Origin of the sequence: Nocardia sp. NPDC050630, assembly GCF_044457245.1 — a bacterium.
Taxonomy (GTDB): Bacteria; Actinomycetota; Actinomycetes; order Mycobacteriales; family Mycobacteriaceae; genus Nocardia.
On sequence record NZ_JBITGN010000007.1, the window covers coordinates 213,871 to 227,889 of the forward strand.

14 protein-coding genes are annotated in these 14,019 nt (G+C 65.0%); 4 read left to right on the forward strand and 10 right to left on the reverse strand.

Features of this window, described 5'->3' with window-relative positions; genetic code table 11:
• Positions 1-161: 161 nt before the first annotated feature.
• From ACIBG0_RS20215 to ACIBG0_RS20240, 6 genes are all read right to left on the reverse strand, one after another.
• Entirely contained in the window at positions 162-1,397 is a 1,236-nt protein-coding gene (locus ACIBG0_RS20215) for a lipase family protein (RefSeq protein ID WP_397034479.1), read from the reverse strand.
• A gap of 66 nt (positions 1,398-1,463) precedes the next feature.
• Positions 1,464-1,730 carry a hypothetical protein gene (locus ACIBG0_RS20220; RefSeq protein WP_397034480.1) on the reverse strand — a complete coding sequence of 89 codons (267 nt, stop codon included), beginning with the start codon at positions 1,728-1,730 and terminating at the stop codon, positions 1,464-1,466.
• Between the two features lie 43 nt (positions 1,731-1,773).
• A complete protein-coding gene (locus tag ACIBG0_RS20225; RefSeq protein ID WP_397034481.1) occupies positions 1,774-1,974 on the reverse strand; it encodes an EF-hand domain-containing protein in 201 nt (66 codons plus the stop codon).
• 685 nt (positions 1,975-2,659) lie between these two features.
• Positions 2,660-2,962 (reverse strand): hypothetical protein, encoded by a 303-nt coding sequence (locus ACIBG0_RS20230; protein WP_397034482.1) that lies wholly within the window; start codon positions 2,960-2,962, stop codon positions 2,660-2,662.
• Positions 2,963-3,000: 38 nt separating this feature from the next.
• Complete coding sequence (locus ACIBG0_RS20235; protein WP_397034634.1) at positions 3,001-3,423, reverse strand: Hsp20/alpha crystallin family protein; 423 nt, start codon at positions 3,421-3,423, stop codon at positions 3,001-3,003.
• A 136-nt stretch (positions 3,424-3,559) separates the two neighbouring features.
• Entirely contained in the window at positions 3,560-4,378 is an 819-nt protein-coding gene (locus tag ACIBG0_RS20240; RefSeq protein ID WP_397034483.1) for an SDR family NAD(P)-dependent oxidoreductase, read from the reverse strand.
• 127 nt (positions 4,379-4,505) lie between these two features.
• Here ACIBG0_RS20240 and ACIBG0_RS20245 point away from each other — a divergent pair, with 127 nt between their 5' ends.
• The gene (locus tag ACIBG0_RS20245; protein ID WP_397034484.1) at positions 4,506-5,153 is read left to right on the forward strand and encodes a TetR/AcrR family transcriptional regulator; all 648 of its coding nucleotides are present in this window, start codon (positions 4,506-4,508) and stop codon (positions 5,151-5,153) included.
• Positions 5,154-5,286: 133 nt separating this feature from the next.
• Here ACIBG0_RS20245 and ACIBG0_RS20250 read toward each other — a convergent pair whose 3' ends face one another.
• On the reverse strand, positions 5,287-5,931 hold the full coding sequence (locus ACIBG0_RS20250; protein ID WP_397034485.1) for a TetR/AcrR family transcriptional regulator: 645 nt from the start codon (positions 5,929-5,931) through the stop codon (positions 5,287-5,289).
• Positions 5,932-6,104: 173 nt separating this feature from the next.
• Here ACIBG0_RS20250 and ACIBG0_RS20255 point away from each other — a divergent pair, with 173 nt between their 5' ends.
• The gene (locus ACIBG0_RS20255) at positions 6,105-7,385 is read left to right on the forward strand and encodes a cytochrome P450 (protein WP_397034486.1); all 1,281 of its coding nucleotides are present in this window, start codon (positions 6,105-6,107) and stop codon (positions 7,383-7,385) included.
• 23 nt (positions 7,386-7,408) lie between these two features.
• Entirely contained in the window at positions 7,409-8,272 is an 864-nt protein-coding gene (locus tag ACIBG0_RS20260) for an enoyl-CoA hydratase/isomerase family protein (protein ID WP_397034487.1), read from the forward strand.
• Positions 8,273-8,487: 215 nt separating this feature from the next.
• Here the strand turns inward: ACIBG0_RS20260 and ACIBG0_RS20265 are convergent, their stop codons facing one another.
• Both ACIBG0_RS20265 and ACIBG0_RS20270 read right to left on the reverse strand, forming a co-directional pair.
• Positions 8,488-10,032 carry a carboxylesterase/lipase family protein gene (locus tag ACIBG0_RS20265; protein WP_397034488.1) on the reverse strand — a complete coding sequence of 515 codons (1,545 nt, stop codon included), beginning with the start codon at positions 10,030-10,032 and terminating at the stop codon, positions 8,488-8,490.
• A 116-nt stretch (positions 10,033-10,148) separates the two neighbouring features.
• Complete coding sequence (locus ACIBG0_RS20270) at positions 10,149-11,801, reverse strand: MFS transporter (protein WP_397034489.1); 1,653 nt, start codon at positions 11,799-11,801, stop codon at positions 10,149-10,151.
• Positions 11,802-12,166: 365 nt separating this feature from the next.
• Between ACIBG0_RS20270 and ACIBG0_RS20275 the strand changes: the two genes are divergently transcribed.
• Positions 12,167-13,108: a LysR family transcriptional regulator gene (locus ACIBG0_RS20275; protein WP_397034490.1), complete on the forward strand. Its 942-nt coding sequence runs from the start codon at positions 12,167-12,169 to the stop codon at positions 13,106-13,108.
• Between the two features lie 92 nt (positions 13,109-13,200).
• On the opposite strand, the gene ACIBG0_RS20280 is transcribed toward ACIBG0_RS20275, so the two are convergent.
• Positions 13,201-14,010, reverse strand: coding sequence for a sugar phosphate isomerase/epimerase family protein (locus ACIBG0_RS20280; RefSeq protein ID WP_397034491.1), 810 nt, complete (start codon positions 14,008-14,010; stop codon positions 13,201-13,203).
• Positions 14,011-14,019 lie beyond the last annotated feature (9 nt).

A 14,019-nucleotide genomic window follows, 5' to 3' on the forward strand; every position in this document is an offset into this window, starting at 1 on the left:
AGGGGCTTCTTGTCCACCGATCGAATCGTTATGCAATGGACCGAATCCGCTTCGGCCACAACCACTTTCACGATCTTTCCGACGAGCACACGCAGCACTGCGGCCCGACCGCGGGTACTACGCCGCCGCAGCGCACACGTGGGCGGACGAGTGGCGATCTCTCAGCAGCTGGCGGGCGCGGGCTCGCCGAGGATCCGGGCGTTCAGCCAGCTCAGTGTCTCGGGGGCGCCGACCACCGCGGCCGACAGATGCTCTAACGCAGGCACTTGCAGCGTCTGCAACCGCACCCCGGCCGCACACCAGCGAGCATCGAGATTGTCGATCGCGTCGATCGGAATAAGGGGGTCTGTCGGCGAATGCCATTCGAACACCGGTATTTCCGGAAGCCCCGCAAAGAATTCGAGGCTGTTCTCCCTCAACACCGCCCGAGCCTCGGGCAGCGCACGGGTAGGGCTGCTGGCGAGGAATTCGCGGGCGCTGCCGCCGACACCGGTGACGAGGATCTGGTTGGTACAGCTGTTGGCCATGGCGTCCCGGATAGCCAGGCCGCGCTCGTTGAGATACGCACTGACGGGCATCCGCTGCGGGTACTCCCGCTCCAGACCGATCGCCGCGGCCATGGCCAGTCCGAAGGCCGGATGGGTCTCCATGCCCACCGCCTCCGCCATCTGCTCGAGGTTCATCGGGGCGCCACCGATGGCCGCGCCCGCAAGTTTCAGTTCGGGCGCGTACGACCGCTGTATCGCAGCGGCCCATCCGGTGGCCATGCCGCCGCCGGAGTAACCGGCGAGGACGACCGGGCTGTGCTGCACGGCGAGTTCGGGCAGGTGTTTCACCGCGCGCACACCGTCCAATACGATCTGGCCGCCCAAACGCGCAGCCCCGAAAGCGAAGTTCGGGCCGAGATGATCCGGCAGCGCGATACTCCAGCCCTGCGCCAGCACTGTGTTCAGCATCGCCGCTGTCGTCACCAGATTCGGATCGCCGGTGTAGAGCTGGTGCGATACCGAGCAGTCGGTGCCGAGCGCATTGATGAAATGTTGGTACGACAGCAGCGGCCCGTCGGGCTGATGGCCGAGAGGTGTAATGACCGTCGTAGTCGCCGCGATCGGTGCGCCATGCGAGTTGGTGGAGCGGAAGGAGACCAGTGTGACGGTGGCGCCGGGGAAGAGGACCACCGGCGGCAGCGCCCGCACGTCGAGCACATCACCGGGCCGGTGCGCCGCCAGATCCGTCGGGGCGGAGTAGAACGGGTCCGGATCGGGCTCCGGATACAACGGCTCGGCGCTTGCCGTCGTCACCAGCAGCAGCCCGAATATCACGCTGGCGAGCGCACTCAGGGCTTGGAGCGAACCGCTGCGCCTGCCGCAGAGAAAGCGAAGAAACTGACGAGTCAAGACCATGACCTCCATGGGTAGTTCACGGTGTCCGTTTGACCAGCAAGTTCGAGCTCACGTGCGACCTTATCGGCAAACTATCAGCAATACGCCGAAATGGCCGATGCGCAGGGAAAATAACACCGCACATTCAGCATGGGCAAACCTAATCTGCGAAACGGTGGGCATCGCATGGGTGAGCAGGGCCGCCGCGTCGGCAGGTTCTTCGCCGTAGAGGTCGCCCTCCGGCCACGCCATGGTGACGTCGTGGCCGTCGCGCGACCGAAACCACAACTCCTCGGCGACATAAGCGGCCGCCCGGAGATTACTCCGGGCGGCCTCGTAACCTTCCATGGAGATCTTCGGAGGTAGCCCCCGCGATCCCGGTGGACTGCGGTTACGGAGTGAAGGCCTCGAACTCCTCGAAACTGAGTGCACCGTCGCTGTTCGCGTCGGCGAAATCGACGATTCTGCTTGCTTCAGCGGCGGTGATCTTCGGATCACTCTGGAGGTGCATTTTCAACTCGTCCACCGTGATAACACCGTCGCCGTCGACGTCGATCTCATCGAACTGGTCCCTCTTCGTCCTCTGTGTCATTCTCTGCTCCTTTTGTCGGTGCGGATTCCTGACGTGCTGACTGATAGAGACAGTTGTTTCGGCTTGTCCTGGTTCGATCACTGTTGGCGCAGCGGCGGGCTACTCGCCGATCCATACCCGCTTGCGTTAATCGCTGATTCCGAAAGTTGTGCGCGTCTTCGGTATAGCGCGGCAAAGTCCGCTGGGCATGCTTGAAATACTACGTTTGTGCCGACCAGGCCAAATCGCTCCGATGGCCAGCACTCGAGCCAGGACCGAATCAAGTATCGGCGATCCACTCGGCCGAGAACAGACGAATGAAAAGAACGGACCTGCCGAACGATAAGACCGAAGAATCCAACTTTCGGTTCGCCATCATCGACGCAAAGGCTGTGGCCATAACGCTCGGCCTCTCGTCGTCGCGTGGTCATCATCTGGCGAACGGGCGGGTGGGCCCGAACAAGGTGCTGACCGGGCCCACCCGTAGATGGAAGGAGTCTGGAACTATGTGACGCGCTCTCGCGGGCGGGCGCGACGCGGTGTCTACCTGGCTGCCACATCCGGTGGCTGTGCACGCCCGGCCACGGCCATCCCTACCAACCGGGGACCTCAGGGCGCGGGTCGGTGCTGGTGTGCAGGCTCGGGGCCGCGCGTCCGCCACCCAGCGAGAATGATTTCTTGTTGTAGGACGGGCATCACCTCGCTCTCATGCTGGTAACCATGCTGCCGGTACCACGCAGGGGCCCGCGATCAGCGGAGGGCTGCGCTGGGTGGCTCGCCCGGTCGTGGGGCGCCGGCCCCGCAACCGGGCGAAGTACTCGCGGTTCACCGGCCGCCCCCGCGGCCCTGGCCTGGGCACCGGCACCCGCGGCGTACCCGGTACCCGCGCGAGGGCTTCGCGCAGGATCTGATCGACCTCTGCGAAAAGCTGCTCGAGGTCCGGGTCGAGATCGAGCAACACGGGACCGAGTGGTTCAGTGCCGGAAGGGCTCGACTGGGCGTGGATCATGACGCTGCCTCCTGCAGGGAGAAGCGCCGGGCCGGGTGTCAGGCGTTGATGGCTTGGCGCTCGTGGTCGTGGCGGGCGATCTCGATCTTGCGCGGTTTCGCCTTCTCCGCCACCGGGATCACCAGACGCAGCACCCCGTCGCGGTAGTCGGCGCGGATCGCATCGGTATCGAGGTTCTCGCCCAGGAAAAGCTGGCGGGCGAACACTCCACGGGTGCGTTCGGCGGCGATCATCGACCGCTCCGAGTCGAGCTCCGGTCGCGAAGCCCGCACAGTCACCACGTTGCGTTCGATATCCAGATCCAGCGAGTCCGGGTCGATGCCGGGTAGATCGAGTTCCACCAAGAACTCGTCCCCCTCGCGCCAAGCGTCCATCGGCATCGCCGCCGGACGGGCCGGTGTGCCGAACACCTGCTGGGTCAAACGATCCAGATCACGGAAGGGATCGGTGCGCATCAGCATGGTCGCCACCTCCAACTCACTCCAATCTCCATTGTCGAGGCAGATAATCTGTGCCATCTGGCATAGATTTGTTTTAGCACTCGATACCGAAGAGTGCAAGACTCTACAACAGAAAATCTCAGCAGCGGGCTCGTGATCAGATGGTGCTGCCGCCGTCGGCGAGTAGCGTGCTGCCCGTCATGAAGGCCGACAGGTCGGACGCGCAGAACAGCACGACTCGGGCGATGTCGTCCGGAACGCCGATACGGCCGACCGGCCCGTTCAGCATCAAGGGAGTGGGCGGCGTAGCGCTGTCCGCAACCGGAGCGGTGGCCGCGGCCATCTTCATATTGCCCTCCGTGGGGACGAAGCTCGGCGCGACTCCGAGCACTCGGATGCCCAGCGACGCGAGTTCGAGCGCCAGCTCGCGGGTGAGGCCGCGCGCAGCGTGCTTGGAGCTTACGTAGGCGGCCAAACCCGGTGCGCTACCACGGAATCCGGCGGTCGAGACGATGTTCACGATGACGCCGCCGGTACCCGCATCGGATATGCGCCGCGCCGCCTCGCGTGCGCCGAGGAAGACGCCGCACGCGTTCACAGCGAACACCTTCTCCCAGTCCTGCTCGCCCATCTCGAGCAGCGGAATGCTCGGGAAGACGCCGGCGTTGTTCACCCAGATCTCCAGGCCGCCCAGTTCCGCGACCGCACGGTCGGCCGCCGCCGCCACCGAGGTCGCGTCGGTCACGTCCATGGCGGCGCCGATCACGTGCACGCCGTGCGCTCGAGCCAGCTGCTCGGCGGTGGCTACGGCAAGCTCTTCCTCGATGTCGCCGATCAGGACGTCGGCCCCGGCCTCCGCCAAGCGCAGCGCGATCGCCTTGCCCAGCCCACGAGCACCTCCGGTCACGACCGCCCGCCTGCCCCGCAACGAAATGAGGTCGACGAGAGATTTGCTCGATACGTCCGCGATGGACATACATGGCCTCCTGTTGCTGTACCGAGTCGACACCTTCGCAGCAAAAGTAACCATGGTGGTTACTTTTTGCAATACTAGACTACGGCGATCGAGAGACTCTGCCCCGAGAACCGACCGAAGGACGCTCGTGACCCCTTCCGCGCAGGCCGATAACCCCGCCGAACAGACTGGTCCGAGGCGGCGCCGCCGCGGCCCGAACGCGGCCACCCCGGCGCGGCGCGCGCAGATCGTTCGCGCCGCGCTGGAGAGCTTCGCCCAGCATGGTTACGAGCGCGCCTCCCTGCGCGACATCGCCGCGCGAGCGCAGGTGACGCATGCGGCGCTGCTGCGGCACTTCTCCGGCAAGGATGAGCTTCTCGTCGCCGCTTTGAACCAGCGCGACGAGGACGAGGAGAAGTTGGCGGCACAGATCCTCGAGGCCGGAACGGCCGGGGAGAGCGTGCTGGGTGAGGTGCTCCGCGCCGAGTTCGACGACCCCGGCTACCAGCGCAACTGGATGGCGCTCGCTGTCGCGGCGACCGACCCGGCGCATCCGGCGCACGAGTTCTTCACAGGTCGTCGTGAACGGCTGCGCGCACACCTGGCCAACAGCCCGCTGCCCACCGCCCACGACAGCGAATACCTTTCGGCCCACGAGAAGGTCACCCTGGTGCTGGCGATGATCGATGGCCTGCGCATCCAATCCCTGCTCGACCCGTCCCGCGAAACCCTCGGTCTGCTGGAGGTTGTCATGAAACTGGTGATCACGCCCCGGGACGACCGGTCTGGGGCGTGAGCACACCGAGTTCTACAGCCCGCGCACTCGGATCGACCTGGGGATTACGAGCGGGGCGGCGAGCCGGCCTCACGCCGGTCAGGACCGACGGCGATACCGCGGGCATGGAACCGGTCGTTGTTCCCGCAATCAGCTACTCGTCACCGACCGGCTCTCGTGTTGCTGGTGCGAGGGCCACAGCCGGCTCACGCGGCGGCAGCGGTGTGCCGAAACGTCGCAGGTAGCGTTCGACGAACGCACGCAATTCGGCATGGCCCTGCTCGACCCCCACCGCACTCTCGTTACCGAGAATGCGCGCCGCCCCGGTGAGCAGCATCGACATCACCACCGGCGGAAACTCGTCCAGGTCCATGCCGTACGCGCGCAGGACCAGGGTGACGGCGGCGGTCTCGATGTCACGCACCCGTTCCGCATACGCCTTGAGCTCGGCACCGATCACCTTGCGATGGTTGGCCAATGCCATGAATTCGGTATTCAGCTGGATGAACCGGGAGTCGGTGTTGATCGACCACAATGCCCGCAACGGATCCTCGTCGGTAAGCACCCGACGCACCCGAGCCAGCTCGCGCTCGGCGCCGGCACGCAGGACGTCGAGGAACAGGTCGTCCATCGTGGGGAAGTAGTAGTACAACAATGCGGGCTTCACCCCAGCCTTGGCCGCCACCCTGCGCGATGTCGCCGCGGCGTACCCCTCTTCGCGCATAATTTGAGCGGTCGCCTCCATCAGTCGGCTACGTGCTCCCGCATCCTTGCCGGTGGCCGCACGCTTGTTGGGCATCAGTGAAACCTCTCGAGAAGAACACCAAGACAAGGTATTTCAAGGACATTTGTGTCCCTTGACCGCTCACTTCGAGCCATGGTAAGCATGCATCATCCTAACAGTTTGATCGATCGCTCAGTCTTGTGTCGACTGATCGAGCGCTCCACCCGCCACGAAAGGCCGGCGAGAAAATGACCGATCTGGCCGCAGTCGACTACTTCTCCGACCCCGCCGTCACCCAGAACCCCTACCCCTACCTGGAATACCTGCGTAGTCAGAACCCGGTGTTTCGCGAACCCCGCTACGGCGTCATCGCCGTCACCGGATACCAGGAAGTCATCGAGGTCTTCCGCGACACGGATACCTACTCCGCCGCCGTCTCCATCGGCGGCCCCTTCCCGCCGTTGCCCTTCGAACCCGAAGGCGACGACATCAGCGCCCAAATCGAAGAACACCGGCACCAGTTCCCGATCAACGAGTTCATGGTGACGATGGATCCACCGAACCACACACGGACCCGGGCGCTGCTGAGCCGACTGATCACCCCCAAACGGCTGAAAGAGAACGAGGACTACATGTGGCAGCTGGTGGATCGCCAGCTCGACGAGTTCCTCGCCAACGGGCAGTGCGAATTCCTGGCCGAGTACGCCAAACCCTTCGCCACCCTCGTCATCGCCGACCTGCTCGGCGTCCCCGACGACGACCGCGACGAATTCCGCGCCACGCTGGCCGGGCACAAGACTCCAGGAAGCCGAGTGGGTGCGCTCGACGGCGAACCGGTGGGCACCAACCCGCTGCAGTGGCTGGACGATCAGTTCAGCGCCTACATCACCGACCGGCAGCGCACTCCGCGCGGAGACATCCTCAGCGTGTTGGCATCGACCACCTACCCCGACGGGACCAACCCCTCGGTCATCGAACTCGTCCGCCCCGCCACTTTCCTGTTCGCCGCCGGGCAGGAAACCGTCACCAAACTGCTCAGCTCCGCCGTTCGGGTGCTGGGCGAGCGGCCCGACCTGCAACAGCGGGTTCGCGACGATCGCAGCCTGATCGGTGGCTTCATCGAGGAGTCGCTGCGCATGGAAAGCCCGACGAAAGTCGACTTCCGGCTCGTGAAGAAGACCACCACACTCGGCGGCGTCGACATCCCCGCGGGCACCGTGGTGATGCTGTGCCTGGGTGCCGCCAACCGCGACCCCCGCAAATTCGAGGATCCGGATCAATTCCACATCGACCGCCGCAACGCCCGTGAACACATCGCCTTCGGCCGCGGTATCCACACTTGCGCCGGCGCACCACTGGCCCGAGTCGAAGGCCAGGTCACCCTCAACCGCCTCCTCGACCGTGCCTACGACATCAGCATCGACGACACCGCACACGGTCCCAGCGGCGAACGCAGCTACAAATACGAACCCACCTTCCTGCTGCGCGGACTCCGCGAACTGCACATCACCTTCACACCCAGCGCGTAGCCAACGTTTCCGAAGGAGCGGCCGTGGTCAAACGTTCGAGATTCGCCGAGTACAAGGACCGCTACGCCAACTACCGCTTCGAGCTGAGCGACGATGGCGTACTGCTCATGCAGTGCCACACCAATGGTGGTCCGCTGGTGTGGGACTGGCGCGCGCACGACGACATGGCCGACGCCTTCGCCGACGTGGCCGGTGACCGGGAGATCAAGGTGCTCATCCACACCGGCACGGGCACCAACTACAACGCCGACTGGGGCCTGCTCCCCGACGGCACCTCGCCCGCAGAGCCGGTATACCAGGCTATGCCGGGCCGGGACGGACTACGGAAGCTCGATGAAAAGGCTTGGTACGGCCAGAATCTGGTGTTCAACGTACTCGACGTCGACGTTCCGATGATCAGTGCGGTGAACGGACCCTGCAACCTCCATTCCGAGGTACCCCTACTCGGTGACATAGTGCTGGCGTCCGAAGACGCCTGGTTCCAAGACGTTCCGCACTTTCCGCGCGGCATGGTGCCGGGCGACGGCCAACACGTGATCTGGAACTTCCTGGTCGGGCACAACCGTGGCCGATACCTCCTGCTGACCGGTAAGAAGCTGACCGCCAGGGAGGCCATGGAGTGGGGCGCGGTCGCGGAGGTGCATCCGAAAGACGAACTCCTCGACCGCGCCTGGGAGCTGGCACATGAACTGGCCAAGCGGCCACCGCTGACCCTGCGATACACCCGCCGCTTGTTCACTCATCAGCTCAAACAGGCATTCCTGGCTCAGATGAACCAAGGCACCGCGCTGGAAACCTACGCACAGCGCGAATTCTTTCCGTTCGGCGGCGGCATGGAACCGCTCGACCGCGCCTGGGACGACCGGCCCTGGACACAACGTCAGTAGCCGACTGCACCACTTACCAACCCGCGCCCAAGGGCGAGGGGCCTACGCCGGGCGAAGTATGATTCCGAGGTAGGCCGCCAGTTACGCCCGATTGCCCGAATGCGCTGCCGCGGTGTTGCTTTCGAAACGGTCGTGGTTTGCGGGTGCCTGCATGTACCGATCGAGCCGTTCGGGCCTGCTGCACGTCCTTCGCCGAGTCGCGCTCGGCACTGTCGCTACCGCGACGGCTGCAGCAGAGGCAGGGCGCCGAAAGTGTATTGCTGCCAGAGCCGCCGGGAGGCCTCCTCCGGATACGGGGCTACGGTCGGCTTCGCATCGAGGAGCTGAACCAGCCGCCGACCCGGCTCGTAAGCGGGCCAGCCCGGATCGCCCGTCGCGGCGAAGCGACCCCAGGCGGCGCGCATCCGGACCGACAGCTCGAGCGCCTCGGCTGAGGGCTCGGAACCCAGCAGCAGTGGCCCGAGATGTGTTTCGTACGTACCGAACAGCAGCGTTTCGTCGAGTGCGTGACATGCGCCGAAAACCCCGCGCCGGTTGGGCGCCGCCCACGTGAGTTCATACATGTGGACGCGTCCGCCGGCCCCAGCCTGGGCCTCCGCGAGATGTACTGCGGGCATGCGGTATTGGTTGTCGGACTGCACCAGTTCGCACAACTGCGCCGCAGTGGCATCCGGGAATGCCGCACGATAGGCCCGCTCGCTGTCAGGCCCCGGGCCGTAGCGCCGCAGGTCGAATTCGGCGCGCTCGTCATCGATCGCTTCCAGTTCTCCGGTCAGCACCAGAAAGAGCTGGCATTCGTTCCGGTTGTGTCCGATGATGAGGTCGATATCTCGGCCGGCACCGTCCGCGATCGCCTGCCACGGTGTCGTCGGCAGGACTTCACCGTCCACTACGGGAGCGAAGGGCGCGAGCAGATACGCGGCCGAACCCCAGGTTTCGGCGTACTCACGCATCGCGGCGCCCACGGCCGCACCGGCATCCGGCAGTCGCCGCGGGTCGACCCCGGCCAGGTCGGCCACCGTCGGGCTGCGGCCCACGGCCTTCGCGATGACCTCGGCGATGTCGGCGGCCAATTCGTCGGAGAAGTACTTGCCGGGCATACTCTGCATGACGGCTCGCCGGAAAAGCCCCGCGGCACTGGGCATCGCCAACAACGCTGCCACCGATCCGGCACCGGCGGACTCACCGCACACGGTGACCCGATCGGCGTCGCCGCCGAATGCGGCGATGTTCTCCCGCACCCACCGCAGAGCGGCGACTTGATCGAGCAGGCCACGATTCGCCGGGGCTCCGGATATCCGGGCGAACCCCTCCACACCGACCCGGTAGTTGAACGTCACGACGACGACGTCTGCCTCGCGGGCGATCCGGTATGCGTTGTAACCGGGGCTACCGGAAAAACCGAGTTTGTATGCCCCGCCGTAGATCCACACGATAACCGGCCGGCGTTCAGCCGAATCCGGTTGCGGCGTCCAGACATTCACTGTCAGCCAGTCGTCGCCCTCCGGGATCTTCGACATACCTGTCAGCCCGGCGATCCCCGCTTCCTGCGGTGGCGGCGGACCGAACTCGAATGCGTCGCGGACGCCCGGCCAAGGGGTGGCCGGGCGCGGCGGCGCAAATCGGGCATCGCCCACTGGTGGCTGCGCGAACGGAATCCCACGGAAGACGGCTACTCCGTGCTCGATTCGGCCTCGTACCGCGCCACCATTGGTGCGGACAACGGGTTCGACCGGCTCTTGGAGCGACGCTTCGGACATAGTCAACCTCGCATTTCTGCGCCGTATGACCGGCGCGGGAAATCGCCTCGGGCCCAACTACACGAGGCGAGCAGAGCCGACATGCGGCGCCCGGGTGGGCGCCGCATTCTCGGCGATCAGACCTCGAACCCGCCGTTCGCCGGCTTGTCGAACTGGCGCATGGCCACCACGGCGAGCACCAGCGCCACCGCGGCCGCGATGGCGAACATATAGAAGGTGTAGACGTAACCGGACTCGCTCGGCAACTGCGCCATCGGCCCGGTGTCGAGCTTGCGGGCTTCGACGTGCCCCGGCGCGTTGATATGCAGGATCAGCGGATGTGCCGAGAAGATCGCCGCCGTGGCCGCGGCGGCCGCGGCGGTACCGAAACTGTTGAACGCCCCATACATTCCGGCGCTGATCCCCTGCTGTTCCTGCGGTACCGATTCCACCACCATGTTCGGCAGCGTGCCAAGGAAGGCGCCCGCGCCGATACCGGCGATCATCGCGATCAGGGCCAGCTGCAACGCATTCTCGTGGTACAGCGCGAACAGCACCGACGCAAGAATGAACATGACCGGCGAGATGATGTAGGGACGCCGTAGCCCGAAGCGGGTGGACAACCAGCCGCACAGCGGTGACACGATCACGTACACCACCGTCATCGCCAACAGGGCCCGCACTGTGAACTGCAGCAGCGTCAGGTTGAGGCCCGGCAGCTCTCCCTCGACCGAGAAGTACTGCATCATCATCGATGGGGAGATGTTCATTTGCGTCTGCTGCGACGCCTGCGCCGCCGCTTGCTGGGCAGCACCCTCGACGACCTGCCGCTTGATCGCCTCGCCGGCGGCGCCACCGGGCGTCTCGGCAAGGTAGCTCATCAGATAGCCGAGGCCCTGCATGATGCCCACCGATAGGAATGCCGCCGCCATGATGGTGACGAACCGGGGCGTGCGCAGCAATTTCGGGTCCATGATCGGTTCGGGCGTGACCAGTTCCCAGCCGTAGAAGACGATCAGTAGGACAACACCACCGATCAGCCAAGCCAGCGCAGAAAGGCTGGCCCATCCCCAGACGACTCCTTGGCTGAGGTATATCAGTACCCCGCCGATTCCGGCGCCCAGCAGGACCGCGCCGACCCAGTCGATGCGGCTTTTCACCCGCAACTTCGTCTCGGGCACAAGGATCGCCAGCGGGATGATCGTCACCACGGTCCAGCCGACGCAGAACCAGAACAGCGACCGCCAACTGAAGTGATCGGTCAACAAACCACCGGCTACCGGGCCGAGCACGGCGCCGACCCCGGTACCGCCACCGGCCAGGGCGATGGCCATATTGATGTGCTGTCGCGGCATCAGATCGCGAATCAAGCCGTAGGAGACGAATATCGCCGGGAAAGCCACCGCCTGCAAACCGCGGCCCAACAACATCAGTGGCCACGTCGAGGTGACCGCGACCAGGACACTTCCGATCAGGGATGTCCCCAGACAGGCCAGGATGACCTTCTTCTTACCGAGGCGATCGGACAGTTTGCCGGCCACCGGAACCAGCACCCCGCCGACGATCGCATACAGGGTCGACATCCAGGTCAGCTGACCCGCGCTTTGGTGCGGGAAGTCCGCACCGATGTAGGGCGTGGCCATCGAGACGAAGGTGAAGTAGTACGTACCGACCTCGGTGGCCAAGACGATCGCCACAATTATCAGGATCACCCGCAGTCGCGAGGCGCCTTCGAGTCGTCCGGTGTCGACCTCGTCAGGACGAGCGACATCCACAGACGGTGTTGCCATGGGCTTGCTTTCTCCCTTCGTCCGCATCCAGCGCGGACTGCTGTATCCCCTCCAGAACTACGGATCATCATTATCCAAAAAGGAGAATCACATTTACGTAGAATGTACACATCACATATCTCGATGCAGGTTCAGCATTCGCGCCAGCCGCGCCACCAGATGTAGGGCGACTGGACAAATTGTTGAACGCCCGGGTCCACATCGGCCCCTCGCTGCCCCGCCACATCTCACCAGCTCGATCTACCTATTGACCAGACAGCTCACTGAGTGCTATCCATAGCCGAACCCGTCGTTTGGGCACACGTCTAGCATCTTGGGCGAACCCGAACAATTTCGGAACCGAGCCAGAGGGCGTCCGAATTGCCATGGACATCAAGCAGTTGACCGCCTTCGTAACGGTCGCCGAATTGGGCAGTGTGACCAGGGCGGCCGACTCGTTGCATTCGACCCAGTCCTCGGTCACCCGGCAGATCCAGGCCCTCGAGCAGGAACTCGGCGTCATGCTGTTCGAGCGGAACCGTCACGGCATGACGCTGACCGGCGCCGGGCAGGTGATGGCCGAACGTAGCCGATCCGCCCTGCTCGAACTCGGCCGCGCACGGGCGGAAATAACGCCGATGCCAGCCGCCACCGGCACGGTAACCGTGGGACTGCTCGAGAGCATCGCCGAGACGATCGGCCTACCACTGGCAACCACCGTGCTGCACGAATATCCCGGGCTGGACCTGCGTGTGGTCGTCGGCGATTCCGGCCACCTTCAGCGCAGGATGGACGCGGGCGAGCTGGACGTCTGCCTCACCGCGGAGCGCCCCGGCATCACGACACTGTCGCCGACCCCGTTGGCGACCGAGCAGTTGTGGGCGATCGCCCCGGCGGATGCGCTATTGCGTGCCGATGCGCCGGTCGCGCTGCGCGAGGTCGCCGAACACCCGATGGTGCTGCCGCCCGTCGGCAGCGCGTTGCGAAATTTGCTCGACAGCATGGACGTGCGTTTCCGGGTTGTGGTCACCGCTTCGCTGCGGATACAGAAGCAGTTGGTTGCCGGAGGGCGAGGGTGGGCAGTCCTGCCACCGATCGCTTTCGCGGAAGAGCTCGAGGCGCACTCGATCAGCGCTGCGCCACTGCACGGACCGCAACTGCGGCGCCGGATCGTCCTGACCATCGCCCCAACCGCTCCTCGCACCCCGGCGGCGGAAGATGTCGCCCGGCTACTTGCGCGGCTGGTGCGCTCGGAGATCCGCGACGGCCGCTGGCCGTCGGCCCGGCTGATCGGCTATCGCGGGGACGACAGCCGGCTCTGCCGTTGACTGGTACCGGTATGCGCTGACCTCGGCTATCACCGACCGCGGCAGAACCACTGCGGAAGCCGAAAACCGACGCACGGCAATGTCATTCGTGATCACGGAATGGTGCGGCCAGCATCGATCAGGATACGGCGGTTGATGGCGAGAAGCTCGAACGGATCGGCCTCCGTGATGTCGATCTCGGTGATGTGCCAACAGCCATCGGGGGCCGCACTGACGGCAGCGGGCACATCGACGACTCCGGCACCGATCGGAACCTGAGGCTTGGGCCGCATCGGGTCGTCAAGCCCGCCCGGGCCGTCCTTCAGATGCAGGGCTGCCACTCGCGCACCGAGCCGGGCCAGAATCTCGACGGGGTCCTGCCCGGCCGATTCCGCCCAATAGACGTCGAACTCCGCCACGACGATCGGGTCGAGCAATTCCCACAACACGTCGAAACCGAGTTCACCGCCATCCAATTCGGCCCATTCGAATTGATGGTTGTGATAGCCGAGCCGGATACCACGATCACCGAGCAGGTGCGCGACCCCGTTCATGCGGCCTGCGAATCTCTCCAGCGCCTCCCGTTCCCCGAACACCGCACCGCCGAATCCCTCGACAAGCAGCGGAATCGCCACGATGACGGTGTCCGTCTCCAGGATGCGGCACACTTCGGCAACGGCATCCTGGCTGCCCGCGGGAATGGCTGCATGCACAGAGCTCACGGCGAGCCCGGCAGCGTCGAGGTCCGCCCGTAAGACGCGGGCGTTGGCGAGCAGTTGCTCGGTCGGCGTATTCCAGAAGCCGAGCGCAAATGGCTCGACGTACCGGTAACCGATCTGCGCCAGCCGGGCAAGGGTTGCGGAACGATCGACCGCGAGCGCATCGCGGACGCTGTAGAGCTGCACACTGAGCGTGCCGGACATGGCGGTACT